Genomic DNA, 21,907 nt, shown 5'->3' with positions numbered 1-21,907 from the left:
AATATAAGGGTAAACAAAAAAACAAGCCAGTTAAATACTAGCTTGTTTTTACGCTTTTGAAAAACGTTCAAATACTGTCATTAATTCTTCAATTGCTTCGTCACCATTTCCATTTTTAATAGCTCCTGAAACACAATGACTCGTATGATTTTTGAGAACGCCCATTCCTACTTTTTTCATCGCTGCATTAATCGCTGAAATTTGCACTAAAATATCCACGCAATAACGATCATTTTCAATCATATTTTGAATACCGCGAACCTGTCCTTCAATTCTCTTTAATCTATTTATAATCTGTTCTTTTTCTTTTTCTGATCTATGTGTTACTGCTTCATTCTCTTTATGATCCATATTATCACCTTCTTAAAGTTTCTCTTCATCCAATAAAACAATTGTTTTTATGAGTATACCAATTATAGCATTAAATATCTACGCATGATACCCCATAAGAGTATATTTACACTTTATGCCTATTCTTAACAACTTATTAGCTTCTCAGCCTCAATTATCATGATACCCTTTCCTTTTTTCAAAAAAATAATAAGAGGGGATTATCCATCCCCTCTTATTATTCATCCATAAATACAAAAGTCTCAATTTATACGTGTATAAATTGAGACTTTTTTCCTTCTATATATAATTATTGCTGATCACATACTTTTTCATCATTCACTACTGAAGTTCCTTCCACGGTTACCGTATGAAAACAGTCATTTACACGAACTGTCACAACATTATCTTGCCGATCAATAACATGATATTCATTAAAATTTTTATTCAGAGCACTGCGAATTTGTTCTCCTTCATAAATTGGAATTCCATGTGATAAAACCCAAATAAGCCCAGCGATAGCAAGAATAGTTTTCATACGATCTACCTCCTTGAAAATATAGTGAACTTTTAATCCATGCTTTTGCAGCTCTACGAATCATGATTGGAATGAACTAAGCTTTTTTGGAAATAAGTTCATTTCGTCTATTTTATGTTTATGCTAATTGTGACCGAATTGTGACAACTTTTTGTCTCTTTAGACGAAAAGTTGAAACAAAACGTTCAAAAAGGACAATTCTACATATCAAAAAAGGTTATGGAACGTTTCATCCATAACCTTTTTAAGTCCAATCCTACAACTCATCCACCGTACTTCATGTGATCTTTGTAGAGTTGTTTTATTTTCATTCATTGACATCAAAGCAAAACTTCGAAAATACTTCCCACACAAGTTCATTTCTGCTACTTACCCCAGTCTTTTCAAAAATGGATTTTAAATGATCTTGTACCGTGTATATAGATATACAAAGTTCTTGGGCTAATTCCTTTGTCGACATACCTGTAAGAATTTTACGTATTACTTGCTTCTCACGTATTGTAAAACTATAAGCTTCCATAATAAGTGGAAAAATCTCTTCCGGTCTTGCTCTTTCGAATAGAACAATATAACCACCTTGAAAACTACTTGTACGTTCTAACTTACTAGCCCGAATGATTAAAAAATGGCCATAGGCTAAAGGTAGACAAACGTTTTCTTCTCTATTCATACACCCTACATTATACTCGTTAGCCTTTACTTTCGAACAAACCGCACGTATTGGCCTTGGTATTTCTTTTATATTTAACTGTTCATGCTTTCTAAGATTTGAAAGCCACTCGCTGCCACCTTGATTCCAATATAATACACTAAAATCCTCACTTACTATAATCGTACCTGTGCCTATCACCTTCTCTTCTGAAAAAGGTATAGAAACTGTCTTCTTTAAAGCCTCTCCAGCGATTGGGACTATCGTTGCTAAGTACTTACAATCATCGATATGAAAAGCGGGACTTATACTTCCTCGAAATAAACTAAGATGGCCATAACATTTCCCCTTACTCATACAAACGCCCCTTAATTCATCTCCAAAACTTGCTGGTTTTAAAATATTTCGGTATCTAGAGCTTTTCTTTTGTTCACCATTTGTCGCCATACTTAGAGAAGCAACATGAGGAGAGTGTTCTGTTAAACATTTAAATTTATTAAAATCATCTTCTAAAAATTCATTCATAAACAATTGTGGATGAATCTTTTCAACACTCTCATCGGTAAATGCCCCAGTAGATAAAAAAGAAATTGGGTCTATAGTTGTAAAACAAGCGGCGTCAAAATCAATAACTTTACGTATCAAGTGGAGAAATGACTCTTGAAATGATCTTATAGAACTTATATGATTCGCTACCATTTTAATTTCTTTCATTGTTTTTTCATGCATCCTCTTCCCCCCCAGATTTACGGGATTGTTCCCCTTCATAATTTCATTTCATAATAAACCTATAAAACACATACTTAGGAGGTTAAAAATGAATTGGAATGATACTACCGTAAATTCATATGAACAAAGAATTCCATGTAAAATCCCAGGCTACTACCACCTATATGAAATGATGAACCATTTTTTATTTACTACACTCCCTATAAAAAACATGAATCCAAATTTACTAGTTATAGGTGCTGGTGGCGGACAAGAAATTCTCTCAATAGGCAAACAAAATAACAATTTATCTTTTACAGGGGTCGATCCATCTGAAAGCATGCTACAGTTAGCTAAAAAAAGAATTAAAAACGAAGGCATACAAAACCATGTTCATCTTGTACATGGAACTATCCATACATTATTACCAAATCAGTTATTTGACGCTGCCACCTGTATGCTTGTCCTGCACTTCATTCCAACTAATAAGGAGAAAAAAGAACTTATTAATGATATTAGTAGTCGCCTAAAGCCTGGTGCGCCATTCTTTCTCTCTTCAATAAATGGTGTACCCCATACAAGTATGTTTTCTACACAATTACATGCTTGGCGCAACCATATGATGCAAAATCAAATTCCATTAGAAGATTGGGACCGATTTGAAAATTCTTTTGAAACAGAAATATTTCCTATTTCCGAAGCTAATTTATTAACCATTATGGAGGAATGTGGCTTTACTCAAATGACTCACTTTTTCACTAGTTTTTTAATTGATGGATACGTTGCCTTTAAACAATAAGGAAAAAAGGTAAGCAATTGCTTACCTTTTTTCCTATACGTAACTAATAAATCTCAATCCTTTACTTAAAGACGTCGGCACAACAGATGCATGATTCTCCCCTTCAGCTTCATAAAACTTAAATTTAAGTTTATCGTGGTTTACTTGGAGAAGGCGCTCTGATAATTCATTTGCACCTACAACCATATGCTCTCGTTCTAGTGACCCAACTGTAAGGAACACTCCTGTTTCAAACTTAGCATTGTTTAATTCATGTATAAGGTTCTCTTCTTTTTCAAGTACAGATTTATTATTCCACCATATAGATGGACTACTAATAAAATAATTTTGAAAAGCATTTAAGTTTGTAAATAGTATATGGAGAGCAAATAGTCCACCTAAAGAATGCCCAAATAACGTTTGCTTACCTTTATCAATCTCAAAATTCTTTTCAATTTGTGGTTTCAGTTCTTCTTCAATAAAAGTAAAGAAATTATGTGCTCCTCCTGTTTTAGGCCACGGTTTACCATCTGGTTTTAAAGGAGCATCTTTTGAAATTACGCTAGGCGTAAAATCATAGCATCTTTCTTCCCCTGAAAATGCGCCTTCAATTGGATAACCCACTCCTACTATAACAGCTGGTGAAACACCGGTTTTTTCCGCTCTTACTGATTGTATTTTAACTGCTTCATGAAATGTTTGAAAAAAGGCATTGCCATCTAATACGTAAATGACAGGATATCCTGAATCCGGTGCTGGTTGCCTCGGCTTTGAAATATGAATTTGATATTCTTTACCTTTTAATTTTGAATACATTTTCCACTGCTCTGTATTAGATGTTATAATCTGCTGTTTTTCAACTGTAGTATTCACCCTATCCCCCCCTTTTTAACTTGTTACATATATTTCGATTTTTTCTTCTTGAGATACAACGCTATCATAACCGAAACAAACAGGAGCCCCGTTATACGGATCAATCATGACACGCGCATCAATATGAAATACTTCTTTTAACACTTCATTTGTAATGATTTCTTCTGGGCTACCAGTTATAACAATTTCTCCTTCCTTCATTGCAATAATTTCATCTGAAAACCTTGCTGCATGATTAATATCATGTAATACCATAACAACCGTACAATTATGTTCTTTATTTAACTTCTCCACAATTTGTAATACATCTAATTGATGAGACATATCAAGGTATGTAGTTGGCTCATCTAATAGCAACACTTCTGTCTCTTGTGCTAATGCCATCGCTAGCCATACCTTTTGTCTTTGACCGCCCGATAAATTTGCAATTTTTCTCGTCCGAAATTCAGAAGTTTTCGTTATATCTAATGCCCAATCAATCATTTCTTTATCTTTTGTCGTTAACTTATTTACGTTATTTCGATGTGGATAGCGTCCATAAGAAATTAATTCTTCCACTTTAAGTTCACCTGGTGCAATTGGCGTTTGCGGGAGTAAAGCTAACTGCTTCGCAATTTCTTTCGTTGGAATTGTATGTAAATCTTGCCCTTGCAAATATACTTTTCCGCTTTTTTGTTTTAAAATTCTTCCCATTGTTTTTAACAATGTCGATTTACCGCAACCGTTTGGACCTATAATTGTCGTTACTTTTCCTTCTTGTATTTCCACATTTAAATCGCGAAACACTGTAAGCTTTTCATAACTTGTTTCTAAATTTTTTGCACTTAAAATACTCACTTTTATTCCTCCTCTTACGCTTTCGCCTTATAAAGTAAATATAAGAAATACGGTACACCGACAATAGAAATAACGATTCCAACTGGTAGCTCTACAGGTGTGAAAACTGTTTTCGCAATAAAGTCTGAAGCAATTACAAGAAACATTCCTATTACGCCGCACGTAGGAATTATATACTTATGTTGAATACCGACAAGTCTTTTCGCTATATGCGGTGCCATTAGTCCAATAAAACCAATACTCCCTGAAACAGCAACACATGCGCTCACAAGTCCGATACTACTTAACAGTAAAATCGATTTCTCTCTTTCTACTGAAACACCTAAACTTGTAATACTCGTTTCTTCCAATTGAAATAAATCTAATAAATAAGCTTTCTTTTGTATAAGCGGAATTAAGATAATAAGCCATGGTAACATAGCCACAATATACTTCCAGTTTGCACTATATATACTTCCAGACACCCACACTGCAGCCATCTCGAAATCGGTTGACTTCATTTTGAGTGATAAATACATAGAGAATGCTCCAAACCCTGAACCGATTGCAATCCCTGTTAATAACAGTCGTTGCGAATCTAACTTACCGTTTTTCCAAGAAAACAAATAAATGATTAGCGCTGCACCTAATCCACCTATTAAACCAAACATAGGCATCATCATTATAGAAATCCAATCTGTGCTCTTTAGTTGCCCTTGAAAGAAAAACATAAAAATAACGATGGCTGTTCCTGCTCCGGCGTTTACGCCTAAAATACCTGGGTCTGCCAATCCATTTCTTGTAATCCCTTGAATAACGGCACCCGCAACACCAAGGCCTAATCCTACTAATCCAGCAATTACAATACGCGGAAGGCGAAACTCAAAAATAACTAAATCATGTTCTGGTACTGGATCAATTCTAAAAAGTGTTTTAAATACATCTGTAATCGTAATATCAAACGTACCATTCGTTAAACTAATGTAAATGGCACATAGTATTAAAAATACAATAATCCCCATCGTCATTCCAAAACGTTGACTTGAACTTTTAAGCATGTCTCTCTCCTCCTCTTGTACGAATTAAATAAAGGAAGAAAGGAATTCCAATTAAAGATGTTACGACTCCAATTGGCGTTTCAAATGGATAATTTACAAATCTACTTAAAACATCACATAACGCTAAGAAAACGCCACCAATAACGCCTGCACATGGCAAAATCCACTTATAATCTACCCCAATTATAAAGCGAGTAATGTGCGGAATAATTAAACCTACAAAACCAACTTTCCCCACTAAAGCAACTGCTGTTCCTGTTAAAAAGATAACTGATAAAATTGCCATCGCTTTAACTAGTTTTGTACGCTGCCCTAAATTAATAGAAACCTCTTCGCCTAATGAAAGAATGGTAATAGATTTTGATATTAACAGCGCTAAAATTATTCCAATTATCCCAAACGGTATCGTGATTTTAATGATATTAGGATCTACTTGATCTAATTTTGCATTAAACCAAAAACTAACATTTTGAGAAATTTGAAAATATGAAGCCATTGCAGCCGATACACTGCTTAAAAATGTTCCAATAACTGTCCCTATAATCGCTAACCTAACTGGTGATAAGCCATTTTGAAGGAGCGAACCAAAACCAAACACGATACCGGCTCCTAGTGCAGAACCAATCATTGAACATAAAACCATACCAATTGATGACATTCCCGGAAGAAAGATCATACAAAGTGTAATAACAAAGGCAGCGCCATCCGTCACACCCATAATAGAAGGGGATGCAAGATAGTTTCTTGTCATCCCCTGCATAAGTGCTCCTGATATGGCTAGAAATGCTCCGACTAAAAGAGCTGCAACTACCCTTGGTAAACGTGAAGTAATAATAATATTATGATTTACATCGCTTGAATCAAAATGAAATAATGCGTTCCACACTGTTTCAGCATCAATACTTTTCGCCCCATACAAAATCGAAAGTATAACTGTAAATAAGATGAGTATGGGTGCTATACATAATATGGTTACTGGTACTGCATTTGTTTTCTGCATATCATTCAACGCACCTTACTTATTGTATTATTTAGATAAATTTTTCACTGCTTCTTTTAAGAATGCTGTTTTACTCCAAGCAGTACCACCTTGTGCCATTGGATCTACAACATTTACAAATACTTTCTTTTCCTTCGCAGCATTCATACTTTGCCAAATTGGATTACTTTCAATTTCTTCTAACACTTTCGGGTTTTTATTTTCACTTGCCTCATATTGTAAGAAAATATAATCTGGGTTAAGTTCAGCAAGTTTTTCAAATGAAATTTTCTCTTGTGCTTTTACAGTTTTCAATTGTTCTGGAGCAGTTAGTCCAAGATCTTTATAAATTACAGGGTTGAAGTATACTCCATCTGGATATAAGAATAATTCGTTTGCTCTTAATCTAATGACAAGTACTTTTTTATCTTTTAACTTATCTCCTAGTTTTGCTTTTGCTTTTTCAGCGTCCGAATTGTAGTCTTTAATAATTTTTTCTGCTTTATCTTTTTTACCAGTTAATTCTCCCATTAACTTTAAGTTATCTTCCCAATTTGTTGAAACGTGTGATACCGGGAATGTAGGAGCTACTTTCGTAAACTTTTCAGCTGTTTCTGCTGGGAATTTCGTACTCGATGTAATAACATCTGGTTTTAATTGTAGTAATGTTTCGAAATTTGGTTGCATTTTCTCACCAACAGATTTCGCACCTTCTAACTCTTTTTCAAGGTATTTTGGTAATTTACCACCTACAGTAATGGCACCAACTGGTTTAATTCCAAGTACCGCCGCATCTTCCATTGACTCTAAACTAGCTGTCGCAATTTTATCTACTTTTGCTGGCACTGTATATTCTTTACCTAAATATGTAATTTTTCGTTTTTCATCTTTTTTCGTTTCCGTAGCTTTTGTCTGTTGTTTTTGCTCGCCTGAAGTTTTATCCGCACTATTACATGCCGCTAAACCTACACTTAAAACTGTAACCATCCCTAAAGTAAATAATTTCTTGTTCATCTTTATATGTCTCCTCTCGAATTTTCAAACTATATTCTCAATAAAATTTAACTATATGAACCTTGTCTCAAATATATATTTCATTAGATTAATAATTTTATCCAGAACTCATTCACGTTCACTTCCCCTAGACTATAATTCTTTTACACCTTCATCACTTGATAACCGTTTCTACTGATAATGATTATCGTTACTAAGTATATATTTAATATGAAATTATTTCAAGAATGATTTGAAAAATTTTAACAAACTGAATTAAAAAAAGAAGTATCCGCCTGATTTTAGGGAGATACTTCTTTTTTTAGAAATTTATATGTAATTCAACTGGACAATGGTCTGATCCCATTACTTCACTATTAATTTTCGCTTCTGTTATTTGGTCTTTCATTCTTTCCGAAACAACAAAATAATCTAAACGCCATCCGATATTTTTCGCTCTCGCGCCCATACGATACGACCACCACGAGTATGCACCTTCTTGATCAGAATAAAGGTAACGATACGTATCAATAAATCCTTCTTCTAAAATACATGTAAATTTCTCTCGTTCCTCATCGGAGAATCCAGGGTTTTTACGATTACTTTTTGGATTTTTTAAATCGATTTCTTTATGAGCAACATTTAGGTCTCCACAAAAAATAACTGGTTTTTTCTCATCTAATCGTTTGATATAGGATCTGAAATCATCTTCCCATTTCATTCTGTAATCTAATCGTTCTAATCCACGTTTTGAATTTGGTGTATATAACGTGATCATGTAAAAATCTTCGAATTCTAATGTAATAAGTCGCCCTTCTTGATCATGCTCTTCAATTTCTAAGCCGTATGTAACAGAAAGCGGTTCTTTTTTTGTAAAAATAGCCGTTCCCGAATACCCTTTTTTCACAGCGTAATTCCAGTATGTATAATATCCCTCTAGATTTAAATCAATTTGGCCACTTTGCAATTTAATCTCTTGCAGACAAAATATATCTGCATTAGATTCTTCGAGATATTCTAAAAATCCACCCTTTGCAATAACTGCACGTAAACCATTTACATTCCATGAAATTAACTTCACTTATAGTCCTCCTCTTGATGTTCACTTTCAAAGTTCATGCTATCACAAAATAGAAAAACAATCATATGTTCATCTTTGTAATCTTGCTCTTACATTTGTAAATACGTACATACGCACTTTATTCAGGTTATACTACTTTCAGAGGTGATGTTTTTGCACAATGAAGGGTTAACATTAACGAGTGAGTATTGGCATGCAATTATTCATAATGATTCTTCCTATGATAGCAAATTCTTTTATGCTGTGAAATCAACTGGAATCTTTTGCAGGCCATCATGCAAATCAAGAATACCGAATAGAAACAATGTACGAATTTTTCATCATGCAGAACAAGCATTAAGTGAAAACTTTCGCCCGTGCAAACGTTGTAAGCCAAACGGGATCACTTTACCTAATGAAGAGTGGGTAGAACAAATTAAAGACTATATCGAAAAGCATTATGACGAATCCTTAACTCTCGACATGCTTGCGGAAATGTGTCATGGTAGCCCTTTTCATTTACAGCGTACTTTCAAAAGAATAATAGGGCTAACTCCTATAGAATATATACAACAATTCAGGGTTCTTAAAGCAACCGAATACCTTTTACACACAAATCAATCTATTAAAGAAATTAGTACTGCTGTCGGGATAGAAAACCCAGAGTATTTCGCAACTTTATTTAAAAAGAAAACCGGATTTACTCCTACTGAATATCGAAAAAAGAACGAAATGAAAGAGGGATACGATAATGAATTCCTACAAAAATAATTATATATATTGGACGCTACTTACACATAAAAATTGGCGATTTCATATTGCTGCAACTGAAAATGGACTATGTTTCATTGGATCACAAGACGAAAACTTTGAAGAATTAAATATATGGGCTAGAAAAAAACTGCCCCAACATATATTGATCCATAGTCCAGATTACTTGCAAATATATACGAAAGAAATTATCGAATATTTAGAAAGCAAGCGAGAAACTTTTACATTCCCTATCGATGCTTATGGAACTAATTTTCAATCATCTGTTTGGAATGCGGTACGTGAAATTCCTTATGGAAAGACCTATTCTTATACAGAAATTGCTGAAAGAATTCAAAAACCTAAAGCTGTGCGCGCCGTTGCTTCTGCTATTGCTGCTAACCCTCTTCTTATTACCATTCCTTGTCACCGCGTTATTGGGAAGAATGGGAAACTAACCGGATTTAGGGGTGGATTAGAAATGAAGAAAAAATTGCTTACATTAGAAAAGTTGCAGGTGGAATTCATATGACAGCAGAATATAATAGCGCATTATCTATAGCAGTTCCAAAAGAATTTTGTTTCCAAGAAAATTTACGTTATCTATCACGTTCTAACAATGAATGTATGTTCCATATTGAAGATAACAAAATTTATAAAGTTATCCCTGTTCAAGATGTAAATCCTTTAGTTGAAATTAGTGTGAATACAGATGGCAATATTCAAATACTTTGTTTAGAAGAATCATACACATCTGAAAAATCGATACGTGAAGCTGTAGCTAACTATGTAAAAGAATGGTTTGATTTAACTACTGATTTAGCCCCCTTTTATACATTAGCTAAACATGATTTACTCCTTCAAGGACCAATTGAACAATATTATGGCCTTCGTACTTTAGGTATTCCAGACTTATTTGAGGCACTTTCCTGGGGAATTATCGGTCAACAAATTAACCTATCATATGCTTATACGCTAAAAAGAAGATTAGTTGAGCAATTTGGAAGTTATGTAGAATGGGACGGTAGAAAGCATTGGATATTCCCATCACCTGAAACAATTGCAAATCTACATGTAGAAGATCTCCAACAATTAAAAATGACGACTAGAAAATGTGAATATTTAATCGGTATTGCGAAGCTTATTACAGAGGGAAAACTATCAAAAGAGGATTTACTGCAAACACAAGATGTAAAGGTTGCTGAGAAACAATTAACCGCTATCCATGGTATAGGCCCATGGACTGCCAACTATGTTTTAATGCGTTGTTTAAGATTTCCTTCAGCTTTTCCAATTGATGATGTTGGTCTGCATAATGCAATTAAATTTATAACAGGTTCCGAAAATAAACCGACTAAAAATGAAATAAAAGATTTCGCGGCAAACTGGGCTAATTGGGAGTCTTATGCAACTTTTTATTTATGGCGAGTACTATATTAAAAGAACCAAGTAGCACATTCGTACTACTTGGTTCTTTTTTAAGCTTGCTCCTCAAAACGTCTTGCAATTTCTACAATAACTTGAACGGCTTTTTCCATATTATCTACCGAAACATACTCAAATTTACCGTGATAGTTTTCACCACCAGTGAAAATATTCGGCGTCGGTAATCCCATATATGATAATTGTGATCCATCTGTGCCTCCGCGAATCGGATGAATATTTGGTTCAATGTCTAAACTTTTCATTGCTTCATATGCAATATCAACAATTTCTCTTACCGGTTCAATTTTTTCAAGCATGTTATAGTATTGATCATTCATTTCTAAGACGACTGCATCTTCACCATACTTTTCTTGCATATTCTTCACAATATTTTTAACGTTATTTTTACGTGCCTCAAAATTTTCACGATCAAAGTCTCGAACAATATAATACGCTTTACTTTGCTCAACATCACCATTTAAAGAAAGTAAATGATAGAATCCTTCATAGCCTTCTGTATATTCTGGCGCCTCTTCTACTGGTAAATGCCCATTAAACTCCATAGCCAGTTTAGTTGCATTGCGCATTTTATTTTTCGCTGTTCCAGGATGTGTATTCGTTCCGTTAAACGTTAACTTAGCACCTGCAGCATTAAAACTTTCATACTCTAAACCACCTAATGGACCTCCATCCATCGTATAAGCGAATGATGCACCAAACGCTTCTACATCAAAATGCGCTGGCCCACGACCAATTTCTTCATCCGGTGTAAATGCTACTCTTATTTTCCCGTGCTTAATTTGCGGATTATGTATTAAATGGTTCATTGCAACCATAATTTCTGTAAGACCAGCTTTATCATCTGCTCCTAGAAGTGTTGTACCATCAGTTGTAATAATGGTATGCCCTTTATATGATGGTAATTCCGGGAACTGCTCTGGTGTTAACACAACATTTAGCTCTTCATTTAACGTAATTGCATTACCATCAAAATTTTCATGAATTTGTGGCTTGACGTTTTTCCCTGTAAAGTCTGTTGCCGTATCTAAATGAGCTAAAAATCCGATTACAGGAACATCCTTGTCCGTATTAGCTGGAAGTGTTGCCATTACATAGCCATTATCATCCATCGTTACTTCTGTTAACCCAATTTCTTTTAGCTCTTCCACTAATAACTTACCAAACTCAATTTGTCCTGGTGTTGTTGGTACTGTATGGCTTTCTTCATTTGATTGCGTATCAATTTTTACATATCTCGTAAATCTTTCAATAAGTTCTTGTTTCAAGTTCATTCACTCCCTTTTACGTTTCTCTCTCCATTATAATCCTTAAAACGAAATATTTTAACTTTTTTGACTGTGAAGATACATATTTCATTTACATTGTTAACATTTTTAAACGAATGATAAAAAGACATAATATTTGTACATTAAAACCGTAACAGGTAACATACATAATTATAAAATATGGGAGGTTTTAAAGATGAGGCTAACTCTCTTTCGCTATTTTCTTTTTTTCTTAGGATTAATTTTCTTTGGCCTTGGAAATGCTCTTGCGGTCAAAGTTAAATTTCTAGGCTTGCACCCTTGGGAAGTTTTAAATATGGCTCTCTACCAAAAGTTTGGATGGACCATTGGTACGTGGAGTGTCATATGTGGGTTATGTCTCGTTCTAATATCTTTACTAGTAGATCGAAAATATATAAATGTCGGTACATTTTTGAATGCACTACTTATCGGTCCCATTATGGACTTTTTCTTACAATCAAACATGCTTCCAGACGCTAGTAATTATTTATGGATAAACTTACTCATTTTATTTTCTGGTATTGCCATTACAGGTATCGGGGGAGGGATGTACGTTGCAGCTGGGATTGGCGCTGGCCCCCGTGATGGATTCATGCTTACTATTTCCGACAAAACAGGACTTTCTATTAGCCGTGCTAGAATCATAGTAGAATGTATTGTACTAGTTGTTGGATTTATGCTAGGCGGTCCTGTTTTCATCGTAACTTTTCTGTACACCTTTATTCAAAGTCCAATCTTTCAGCAATCATTTAAGATGTTTCAAACACTTTTACATACTTTACATAACAAAAAGAAAATTAGTGAACATATTTAAAGTACAGCTTAATGCAAATAAATTCACCCTATTTACGACTCCCGCCGCAAATAGGGTGTTTCTGTTTTTATCTCGCAATTTAAGAATATATACTACTCATTCACAATAAAAGTATATACATCATCATAAATACAACCATTTACTTTAATCACATACTTCCCAGGTTTATTAAAACTAATTGTGTATTTATTTAACTGAATTGCTTCTTTATCTCCAGAAAGAATATCAATACTTCTGCCACTTAATACATACAATTCATTTAGATCCATCGTTACATCAATTGTATTGAAATTTTCCACTTTCACTTGCTGTGCTTCCGCAACGCTTACACTTGGTTCTAAAAACAGTAGTCCACTTAATCCAATCGTCCCCGCTAAAGCAACTCCCGCAAACTTTTTAATCTGTTTCATTACAATGACCTCCTTATAGATTTTGCGTAAAGGTGATGTCCCCCTTACACCACAAAGCCTATATGTAATGAAATGAAAAGTAAACGGGGACTGTAAGACAAAATTCTACATCTTTTTCTCCTATTGAATATAAATCCAACGTTTGGAGTTTTGACACATTTAAAATTGTTTCCCTAAACCAATTCTCCCATAATTTATTCAAATACTGAATAATTACTTATTGATTTAACATTCTAAAAATAGTTGATAAAGATGCTTTCTATTCAAAAAAAGACTTTGCTATAAAAGTAACTTTTACAACAAAATCCATGCAACTAATTTTATTCCGCTTTCCATAATCTCTCTACATTCATTAATTGTTCTTCTTTAAACTCCATCTTATATATATCCGGTTTTGACGTATTCATTAAAAATTCAAAACCATATTGTTTATCAAAATAGTTCATCATTAATGTCATGACAAGCCCATGTGTACCAATTACAATTTTGCGTCCTTGAAAATCTATTAAGATTTCTTTTAATACTTTCACTACTCTTCTCTGGCAATCTGCATATGACTCTCCTTCCGTTCGTGAAAAGTCCGGATTAGAGAACATCTTCTGTACAAGTGGATACACCTCTTTGTCTGATATAACCTGACCCTCACTTGAAAACATACACTCTTTAAGATTTTCATATACTACTATTTCTTTTTCATGGAAATTAGCTGACTCCTCTATCGTTAACATAGCCCGATTATAGGGACTGGAAATAAAAGTATCAATTTTCTCCGCTTTTAATATGTCAGTTACTCTACGGGCATCCATACGTCCCTTCTCAGTTAACCCGCGCATTCTTTCATTTCCTTCTAGTTTTGGTGATTCACCATGTCTAACCATATAAATATATGTGCTCATAATTTCTCCTTAAAATTGTTTATTAGTTAATACATCACGTTCATTTATCCCATTTCAACACTTAAGTGTAATACTAAAATACTTTATAAAATGTGCTGATTTGTTCGTCTAATCCATTCTCCTACTAAACTCTCAAATAATTCAGGCTGCTCAATTTGCAAATTATGCCCTGCCATATCTAACACTGCTAATGTTGCCCTGGGATATTCTTCAATAATTTCTATAATATTTTGATAACCTACTGATATATCTTGTCTTCCAGTCAGTAAAAGAACGGGCTTTTCATATTTTTCACGCTGAAAATCCATAGTAAGAGAGTAATTCTTTTGCAACCTTTCAATAAATTCATAATTAGCAACATCTAACCCAGGCTTAATTTCTTCTTTAAATCGCGTATATGTATATTCATTTGCTATTACAGCTAACTCACAAAATTTCTCTCTTTCCGTGGAAGTAAGCGTATTTAAAAATTCCTCATCTTGTACAATTACCTGTTTATCTGGAAGAATCCTTTTTTCTGGCTCCGCTACAACAACAGGACATACTAATAGTAATCCGCTAACTCTCTCAAACATCTTTGTAAGTATACCTTTGGCTAAATAGCCTCCATATGATTCTCCTACCAATAAAAATTTTTCAGTAGAAATGATTTCCTCAATAAATGTGATAAGCACTTCTACTATACGATCTGAACTATTTATCCAATTTGGAGCGTTCGATTTCCCCATACCAGGTAAATCAATATATATTCGCTTATAACCTTCATATTTCTGAAATACTGATTCCATACATTTCATCATTAACCTATGATCAGGGGCGCAGCCATGTATGATAATGACCGGTTTACCCTCTCCCACAATTTCATAGTATATTTCTGCATCTTTAATTCGATATATCATAAAAAAACCTCCCTATTTAGTGGCAATACTATCCACTCTGTAAGAATACACGTTCTTATTTTATATCCTTCCCCTATATTTTCACAAATGTTAATTTTCAGATTTAAAATAAAAATCTCGCCTAAAAAATCCTCATCATTTTATATGCAATTTTGCATCTCCACTTACAAATCACTAAAAAAACTTTACAATTCAAAGGATGACTAAATATACAATTTCTATTTAAAATCTTGATACAGTCTATACTATCAACCACAATGTTTTTTTAACTTTAAGAATACTTACACTATTTAACACTTTCCTTATAAACATGATTTTTATAAGGAAATCTGATACAATTCTTAAATAATATTATTATGTATAGATATAACGAACATAGTACATAATTAAAGAAGGTGATTTCATTGAAATTAAATAAAAATTTACAATTATGTATATTAATTGGGACATTAATATGCTATTCAATCTATTTTATGTTTTTCTATCTGTTCCCTACTCATTTTTCAAATTCAGATGTACGCTTCGCTTCACTTATCGTTGAAGCCATTACATTTGTATCACTGATTTACTCTATATATTCTAAAAAAGTCAGTTCAAATCCGTTTTGGATATGTATTACAATAGCAATTGGTAGTTTTTTATTAGGGAAAATAGTATATACATATCAGGATAGCTTCTTCGAAATTCCAATACATCGTTTTACTGTTTCTGATGTATTTTACATGTTTTTTCTATTTTTCTGTCTTATCGCTTTCTGCTATAAAATTTTAAAGGAATGCAATAAATGGGAAAAAGCGTTCTTTATTTGTGATATATGCATAGTGCTTACTTCCATATTTACATTAGAATGGTATTTATTTAACCAACCAAGTTTAAATATATTCTCTCTTTCACTAGGAGATGTTTTCCTTTCATTTTTATACCCAATTGCAGATTTATTATTTCTGCTGCTAGGTGTTAGTCTCTTTTTCCGTCCAACAATTTTTAAATCCAAACGGAAAATTTATATCTTTATTTTTGTATTAATAAGTTCTGCAACTTTTAACTATATTTATTTTTACTTAAATAACCACTTATCAACTGAAACGATAACATTATTACGTCTTTTATATAGAATACCTATATTACTTATTGCAATAGCTGGCTCTATTCCAGAAGATCATAATAGCCATAAAAATTATTTCATTGTAAACCCTATAATAGGAAAAAAAGCTTTAGTTGTATTTCCCTATCTTGCTGTTGCAATACTAATCGGGTTTACATTAAAAGAACAAACATCATCTTCAACTCTCATTACAGGAAATTGTATTACTTTTATTTTCGTACTCATTCGTCATTCTATCGTACGTATGCAAAACAATTCCTTAACAAAACGTTTGCAGGCATTTAATGCCCAACTAGAAGAAAAAGTTACTTTACGGACGTCTGATTTAGTTCATAAATCAGAGGCTCTTTCTCAAAAACAACAAAAGTTTAAATCATTATATGAATATCATCCTGACCCTATTTTCACCATTGATTTAAATGGAATATTCTTAAATGTAAATAAGGCTGGGAGTGTACTACTTGGTGCACCAACGGATGAGTTACTAGGTGAAACTTGTTTTTCGATTATTTTAGATGAAGATAAGCATAAGCTAGCATTGGCATTAGAGAAAGTGAAACAACAAGAATCGGCATCCTTACAACTTAGTTCTCAATATAAAGATGGCTTTACTTATTTTTTATACGTTACAATCATTCCTATTATAATAGACGGACAAATTTCAGGAAGCTATATTATGGTGAAAGATATTACTGCACTAAAAAAACAGCAAGAAGAAATTAAATATTTAGCATTCCATGACACAGTAACGAAAATTGGGAACCGTGCCTTTTTTCATAAAAAATTAAAGAGAGTTATAAAAAATGCTAAAATAGCAGAAAGCGAGTTTGCATTATTATATTTAGATTTAGATCGCTTTAAAGCAATTAACGATACACTTGGACATTCGTCAGGAGATTACATATTAGAAGAAGTAGCAAAGCGATTCCAATCATGTCTTCCATCACATACTCATCTTTCAAGAATCGGTGGCGATGAATTTACAATCATAATTGAAAACTATACTGACGAAGATTACTTATTCCAATTATGTAACCAATTATTTGAATGCATGAAAAAATCATTTATCATACATGAGCATAAATTAACTTTATCACTGAGTATCGGCATCGCTATTTATCCACATTCCGGAATCGATACCGCTACACTCCTGAAAAACGCCAATGTTGCAATGTATGATGCAAAAGCAAAAGAACTTAACTCTCTCTCTATTTATGACGATGTAATCGCTAAAAAAATTGAAAGACGATTACGATTAGAAAAAGATTTACCAAACGCACTACAAAATGAAGAATTGTTCCTTTTGTATCAACCTCAAGTTGATAGTGAATCTAATAAAATCATCGGTGCAGAAGCTTTAATTAGGTGGAATCATCCTGAATTAGGTATTATTTCTCCATACGAGTTTATTCCGATTGCAGAAGAAACACTACAAATTATTTCAATAGGAAAATGGACATTAGAGCAGGCTTGTAAGCAAATGAAACGTTGGCACGGACTCGGATATTCACATTTAAAAATAGGTGTAAATTTATCTGCTAAAGAATTTGAACAAGAGGATTTTGTAAGGTCTATTTCTTCTACTTTAACAAATACAGGTTTACCAGCAAGCTCTCTTGATCTTGAATTAACAGAGCGAATTGCAATGATGGATGAACGAGAAACATTGATAAAACTGCGTACACTAAAAAGTCTAGGGATTCACATTTCAATCGACGACTTTGGTACAGGTTATTCTTCGCTAGCCTACTTACCTTTATATCCAATTGATACATTAAAAATTCCGAGAGAATTTATTACAATGTCTGAAACATGTGATGATGGAATGGAAATTATTAAAACAATCATCACATTAGCAAATACACTAGGAATGTCTGTCATTGCTGAAGGTGTAGAAACGAAAGAGCACGTAAATTTCCTTCAAAAAAATAAATGTCAGTTTATTCAAGGTTATTATTACAGTAAGCCTATTCATATTGATGCATTTACTGAGCTATTAGAAAACGGCATTCACCCATATTACATAGCTAATTGGAATAACTAACAATAAATTTGAACAAATATAGTAAAAAGGAAAGAAGATACCTTCTTTCCTTTTGTTTTTCCATTTACATTTCTATTACTTCACCACATCATTTATTATATCTACTAATTGATGAATCCCCTCATCATTTGTTTTTTTATATTCATTCATGTTTTGAATATATTTCTCCTGATTTGTATACAACTTATTTACTGCATCTATAAATGTATTCGTATTTACTCTGTCTTGGAGTATTACTTCCGCATATCCTTGCCGTGAAAAATATTCAGCATTTAAACCTTGATCTCCCCTACTGGAACTGTTAGTTAACGGGATAAGCAACATCGGTTTCTTCAAAAATAACAATTCAGAAATAGCAGTAGAACCCGCTCTGGAAACTACAACACTTGCCATATTTAGTATATGCGGCAACTCGTCTCCTATATATTCAAATTGCATATACCCCTCCATGCCAATAGATGGGTCTACCTTCCCTTTACCACATATATGAATAATATTAAAGTTTAATAGTATTGTATCTAAACATTTCCTTACCATATCATTTATCCATTTAGCACCTTGACTCCCACCCATAATTAATAACACTGGTTTATCTTGTTGAAATTCACAATATCTTCTTCCTCGTAATACGTTACCCTTCTCAATTTCTTCCCTTACAATCGGTCCTACATAAACCTTCTTCTCATTACTTACATTTTCTCCTGTCTGAGGAAATGTTGTGCATAGCTTTGTAGCAAAAGGTAATGCTATTTTATTGGCAAGTCCTAATGTGCTATCTGGTTCACGTATAATTATAGGCACACGATTTAACCATGCTCCTATAGCTACAGGAACTGAAACAAATCCTCCTGCTGAAAAGATAACGTCAGGCTTTGTTTTCTTAATTAATTTATAACTTTGTAAACAACCGCTTATAATTTTAAAAGGATCTTTAAAATTCTCCCAATCCCAATATCTCCTAAGCTTGCCCGTTGAAACACTATTGTATTTAACATTTTTCACTAATGATTTTTCAATTCCATTTTTGGATCCAATATACTCGACTCTCCATCCTTGCTCTATAAATTTAGGAATTAATACAATATTAATCATAACGTGTCCGGCTGTACCGCCCCCAGTAAAAAGAATCGTTTTGCTCATAACTTATACCCACCTTTATTATTAAAAATCTAGCTTTATATTTACCTTTTAAATGTAAATAAACTTATTATTTTTTATATAAATCTTTAACTCCACCTCTATATCTTGTAAAAGATCTTTAATGAGTTCATAAAAATCATTTCCATACTCACTACACTCATATTGAGCAAAGATTTGAATCACATACCTAGTTTCGGTCTCTAATGCTGACTTTATTCGATTAACCCTTTTTTCTTCTACATACGCTTGATATTTATGTATTGCCTCATAAAGACGCAATACATGCGCTTCTTCATCTTTCCAGTCCAGCGTATCAACAATTGAAAGAAATAGCGTATTTTGATTATCTATTACTTCATAACCATTCATATATTTCTTACACCCTTTTTTGTTTTTCATTGAATGCAGATGTCACTACACTTCGCATACTCAAGTACATCTTTTAATGATTGATGAAATTCAATTTCTGGGACCCAACCTAACCTTTTTATTTCCTCTATTACTAAACTCTCATTTGAGTCGCTCCCACTTTTCTCTGTTTCCTCTATAAAAAAATTTAGCTGTGTTAATTCTTTATATTGTTCTAGTACATCTAATAAAGATCGTTTTACTCCTGATCCGATGTTATATTGTTTTCCATTTATTCCATCTCGTAATAACACATGATACGCTTTAACCGCATCACGTACATCTAGAAAATCTCTACTATCTTTCAAACTGTTTACTTCAATAATAGCTTTACTTCTACCTGATTCTATATCTATCATTTTCTTTGCGAGAATCGAACAAATGCCATTCGATACCCCTGGACCAATTAAATTTGAAGGCTTTGCAATGATAATATTTGAATCCATTAATTCTCCCCAAGCCTCTGCAATAATGACTTGCATCGTTTTACTTAAACTATATGGATTTGAAATTTTCATTTCGTCCATACTATCTGCTTGCAAAGCAGATCCTATAACTAATGTTCTACAATGCGATGCTTCTTGCTTAATTGCTTCTAATAAATATAACGTTCCTATTACGTTAATCTCTATATATTCAAGAGCAGATGTCCAAGATTCTATGACCGAATTCCTTCCTGCTAAATGCAATACGTAGTCTGGCTTTATTTGTTTCATTACCTTTATTACTTCGCTCTTATTAGTTAAATTACAAGTAATACCATTTCTAATTTTTTCTCTATGTGCACGATTTTGAAACATGGGAATTACATGAAAGCCCTGCTCTAAAAAATATTGGCAAGCATGGCGTCCTGTAAAACCATTTGCACCAGTTATTAAAAGGCTCGCATTTTTTTTCATCGCAAAAATCCTCCTTTTAATAGCATTTGTTTCACCTCATGTTTTGCAAGTAAGTCTTGTTGAGAACTAAAACTCTTCACATCCACTAGCGGATAGCTAGAATAATATTCTTGAAGTCCTTCTATAGGAATGGTCGGTAGTACCACAAAATAATTTTGATCAAAACTTATACTTGTTTTACTCTCTACCTCAGATAAAAGCATTTCACTTAATTTTTCACCTGGTCTTATCCCTACCTCTTTTACCTTAACGTTCCTTTTTTCTGAATCTTCAATTAACACTTCTGCTAAATCTGTTATTTTACATGCCGGCATTTTCATAACAAAGATTTCCCCGCCTCTACCTTGATATACGGCTTTAAATAACAATCCAACAGCATCTTCAACTGTTAAGAAAAATCTAGTCATATTCGCATCGGTAATCCCTACTTGTGAAGATTTTTTAATTTGTTGTTTAAAAAGCGGTACTACACTTCCACTCGTCCCTAAAACATTTCCACCACGAACACAAATGAATTTTGTTTTCTTCGTTTGTATATTCGCATGAACCATTAATTTTTCACCAATTGCTTTTGTCATCCCATACGTATTTGATGGATCAGCTGCTTTATCCGTTGAAACATATATAACTTTTTCAACTCGCATCTGTATAGAGGCTTCAATTACATTTTGCGTACCATGTATGTTGGTTTTTATAGCTTCATAAGGATAATACTCACATACTGGAACGTGTTTTAAAGCTGCAAGATGAAATATATAATGTACACCTTGGCAAGCATAGACTAGTTGATCTTTATCACGAATATCTCCAATAATAAATTTTAACCTTTCATCATTTATAAACTGTTGCTGCATTTCAAACTGAACCGTTTCATTTCTTGAAAAAATTCTAATTTCTTTCGGTGATTTTTCTAATAGTTGTTTTATAAGTTCATGCCCCCACGAACCTGTACCACCAGTAATTAAAATTGTTTTATTTAACATTCCTTTTCCTCCTACCAAACATCTCAATTTAAATAGTATTTATTG

At 33.2% G+C, this 21,907-nt stretch carries 23 protein-coding genes; 6 read left to right on the top strand and 17 right to left on the bottom strand.

Features of this window, described 5'->3' with window-relative positions; genetic code table 11:
• Positions 1-48 precede the first annotated feature (48 nt).
• The 3 genes from DN403_RS18200 to DN403_RS18190 form a co-directional block, all read right to left on the bottom strand.
• Positions 49-351, bottom strand: coding sequence for a metal-sensing transcriptional repressor (locus DN403_RS18200; RefSeq protein WP_000349643.1), 303 nt, complete (start codon positions 349-351; stop codon positions 49-51).
• 289 nt (positions 352-640) lie between these two features.
• Positions 641-868 carry a hypothetical protein gene (locus DN403_RS18195; protein ID WP_000849105.1) on the bottom strand — a complete coding sequence of 76 codons (228 nt, stop codon included), beginning with the start codon at positions 866-868 and terminating at the stop codon, positions 641-643.
• A gap of 307 nt (positions 869-1,175) precedes the next feature.
• Positions 1,176-2,246 carry a helix-turn-helix transcriptional regulator gene (locus tag DN403_RS18190; protein WP_000544759.1) on the bottom strand — a complete coding sequence of 357 codons (1,071 nt, stop codon included), beginning with the start codon at positions 2,244-2,246 and terminating at the stop codon, positions 1,176-1,178.
• Positions 2,247-2,334: 88 nt separating this feature from the next.
• On the opposite strand from DN403_RS18190, the gene DN403_RS18185 reads away from it, so the two are divergent.
• The gene (locus DN403_RS18185; RefSeq protein WP_016077362.1) at positions 2,335-3,024 is read left to right on the top strand and encodes a class I SAM-dependent methyltransferase; all 690 of its coding nucleotides are present in this window, start codon (positions 2,335-2,337) and stop codon (positions 3,022-3,024) included.
• A 33-nt stretch (positions 3,025-3,057) separates the two neighbouring features.
• Here DN403_RS18185 and DN403_RS18180 read toward each other — a convergent pair whose 3' ends face one another.
• The 6 genes from DN403_RS18180 to DN403_RS18155 all read right to left on the bottom strand — a co-directional run bounded on the left by DN403_RS18180 (position 3,058) and on the right by DN403_RS18155 (position 8,803).
• The gene (locus DN403_RS18180) at positions 3,058-3,876 is read right to left on the bottom strand and encodes an alpha/beta hydrolase (RefSeq protein WP_001098706.1); all 819 of its coding nucleotides are present in this window, start codon (positions 3,874-3,876) and stop codon (positions 3,058-3,060) included.
• Between the two features lie 15 nt (positions 3,877-3,891).
• The gene (locus DN403_RS18175; protein WP_016077360.1) at positions 3,892-4,713 is read right to left on the bottom strand and encodes an ABC transporter ATP-binding protein; all 822 of its coding nucleotides are present in this window, start codon (positions 4,711-4,713) and stop codon (positions 3,892-3,894) included.
• Between the two features lie 14 nt (positions 4,714-4,727).
• Positions 4,728-5,750: a FecCD family ABC transporter permease gene (locus tag DN403_RS18170; protein WP_000920455.1), complete on the bottom strand. Its 1,023-nt coding sequence runs from the start codon at positions 5,748-5,750 to the stop codon at positions 4,728-4,730.
• On the bottom strand, positions 5,743-6,750 hold the full coding sequence (locus tag DN403_RS18165) for a FecCD family ABC transporter permease (RefSeq protein ID WP_001173054.1): 1,008 nt from the start codon (positions 6,748-6,750) through the stop codon (positions 5,743-5,745). The genes DN403_RS18170 and DN403_RS18165 overlap by 8 nt, the downstream gene beginning before the upstream one ends.
• Before the next feature lie 27 nt (positions 6,751-6,777).
• Positions 6,778-7,743, bottom strand: coding sequence for an iron-hydroxamate ABC transporter substrate-binding protein (locus DN403_RS18160; RefSeq protein WP_001035504.1), 966 nt, complete (start codon positions 7,741-7,743; stop codon positions 6,778-6,780).
• A gap of 301 nt (positions 7,744-8,044) precedes the next feature.
• The gene (locus DN403_RS18155; protein ID WP_000767606.1) at positions 8,045-8,803 is read right to left on the bottom strand and encodes an exodeoxyribonuclease III; all 759 of its coding nucleotides are present in this window, start codon (positions 8,801-8,803) and stop codon (positions 8,045-8,047) included.
• Between the two features lie 153 nt (positions 8,804-8,956).
• Between DN403_RS18155 and DN403_RS18150 the strand changes: the two genes are divergently transcribed.
• From DN403_RS18150 to DN403_RS18140, 3 genes are read left to right on the top strand one after another with little or no spacing between them, the layout of a single operon-like run.
• Positions 8,957-9,553 (top strand): bifunctional transcriptional activator/DNA repair enzyme AdaA, encoded by a 597-nt coding sequence (locus tag DN403_RS18150; RefSeq protein WP_000551298.1) that lies wholly within the window; start codon positions 8,957-8,959, stop codon positions 9,551-9,553.
• Positions 9,534-10,064, top strand: a complete 531-nt coding sequence (locus DN403_RS18145) for a methylated-DNA--[protein]-cysteine S-methyltransferase (protein ID WP_001089834.1) — start codon at positions 9,534-9,536, stop codon at positions 10,062-10,064. The genes DN403_RS18150 and DN403_RS18145 overlap by 20 nt, the downstream gene beginning before the upstream one ends.
• Entirely contained in the window at positions 10,061-10,972 is a 912-nt protein-coding gene (locus DN403_RS18140; protein ID WP_000123502.1) for a DNA-3-methyladenine glycosylase 2, read from the top strand. The genes DN403_RS18145 and DN403_RS18140 overlap by 4 nt, the downstream gene beginning before the upstream one ends.
• A 38-nt stretch (positions 10,973-11,010) precedes the next feature.
• Here the strand turns inward: DN403_RS18140 and pepT are convergent, their stop codons facing one another.
• Positions 11,011-12,243 (bottom strand): peptidase T, encoded by a 1,233-nt coding sequence (gene pepT, locus DN403_RS18135; protein WP_000807013.1) that lies wholly within the window; start codon positions 12,241-12,243, stop codon positions 11,011-11,013.
• Positions 12,244-12,439: 196 nt separating this feature from the next.
• On the opposite strand from pepT, the gene DN403_RS18130 reads away from it, so the two are divergent.
• A complete protein-coding gene (locus DN403_RS18130) occupies positions 12,440-13,078 on the top strand; it encodes a YczE/YyaS/YitT family protein (RefSeq protein ID WP_001241258.1) in 639 nt (212 codons plus the stop codon).
• A gap of 92 nt (positions 13,079-13,170) precedes the next feature.
• On the opposite strand, the gene DN403_RS18125 is transcribed toward DN403_RS18130, so the two are convergent.
• The 3 genes from DN403_RS18125 to DN403_RS18115 all read right to left on the bottom strand — a co-directional run bounded on the left by DN403_RS18125 (position 13,171) and on the right by DN403_RS18115 (position 15,283).
• Entirely contained in the window at positions 13,171-13,488 is a 318-nt protein-coding gene (locus DN403_RS18125) for a hypothetical protein (RefSeq protein WP_000809494.1), read from the bottom strand.
• 320 nt (positions 13,489-13,808) lie between these two features.
• Complete coding sequence (locus DN403_RS18120; RefSeq protein WP_000109172.1) at positions 13,809-14,384, bottom strand: histidine phosphatase family protein; 576 nt, start codon at positions 14,382-14,384, stop codon at positions 13,809-13,811.
• Positions 14,385-14,467: 83 nt separating this feature from the next.
• Positions 14,468-15,283: an alpha/beta fold hydrolase gene (locus DN403_RS18115; protein ID WP_000640338.1), complete on the bottom strand. Its 816-nt coding sequence runs from the start codon at positions 15,281-15,283 to the stop codon at positions 14,468-14,470.
• A 404-nt stretch (positions 15,284-15,687) separates the two neighbouring features.
• Here DN403_RS18115 and DN403_RS18110 point away from each other — a divergent pair, with 404 nt between their 5' ends.
• Positions 15,688-18,432, top strand: a complete 2,745-nt coding sequence (locus DN403_RS18110; RefSeq protein WP_000773541.1) for a sensor domain-containing protein — start codon at positions 15,688-15,690, stop codon at positions 18,430-18,432.
• 75 nt (positions 18,433-18,507) lie between these two features.
• Here DN403_RS18110 and DN403_RS18105 read toward each other — a convergent pair whose 3' ends face one another.
• Genes DN403_RS18105 through DN403_RS18090 form a run of 4 tightly spaced genes read right to left on the bottom strand, consistent with a single transcriptional unit; the run spans position 18,508 to position 21,862 of the window.
• Positions 18,508-19,572 carry an undecaprenyldiphospho-muramoylpentapeptide beta-N-acetylglucosaminyltransferase gene (locus tag DN403_RS18105; RefSeq protein ID WP_000047566.1) on the bottom strand — a complete coding sequence of 355 codons (1,065 nt, stop codon included), beginning with the start codon at positions 19,570-19,572 and terminating at the stop codon, positions 18,508-18,510.
• Positions 19,573-19,620: 48 nt separating this feature from the next.
• On the bottom strand, positions 19,621-19,971 hold the full coding sequence (locus DN403_RS18100) for a DUF6572 domain-containing protein (protein ID WP_002082318.1): 351 nt from the start codon (positions 19,969-19,971) through the stop codon (positions 19,621-19,623).
• Positions 19,968-20,879: an SDR family oxidoreductase gene (locus DN403_RS18095; RefSeq protein ID WP_000739090.1), complete on the bottom strand. Its 912-nt coding sequence runs from the start codon at positions 20,877-20,879 to the stop codon at positions 19,968-19,970. The genes DN403_RS18100 and DN403_RS18095 overlap by 4 nt, the downstream gene beginning before the upstream one ends.
• Complete coding sequence (locus tag DN403_RS18090; protein ID WP_000932978.1) at positions 20,876-21,862, bottom strand: UDP-N-acetylglucosamine 4,6-dehydratase family protein; 987 nt, start codon at positions 21,860-21,862, stop codon at positions 20,876-20,878. Before DN403_RS18090 ends, DN403_RS18095 begins: the two co-directional genes overlap by 4 nt.
• Positions 21,863-21,907 lie beyond the last annotated feature (45 nt).

The sequence above is a fragment of the Bacillus sp. AY2-1 genome, from assembly GCF_008368965.1.
Taxonomy (GTDB): Bacteria; Bacillota; Bacilli; order Bacillales; family Bacillaceae_G; genus Bacillus_A; species Bacillus_A thuringiensis_S.
The sequence above is the reverse complement of the archived record's forward strand: the minus strand, read 5'-3'. Positions and strand labels throughout refer to the sequence as shown.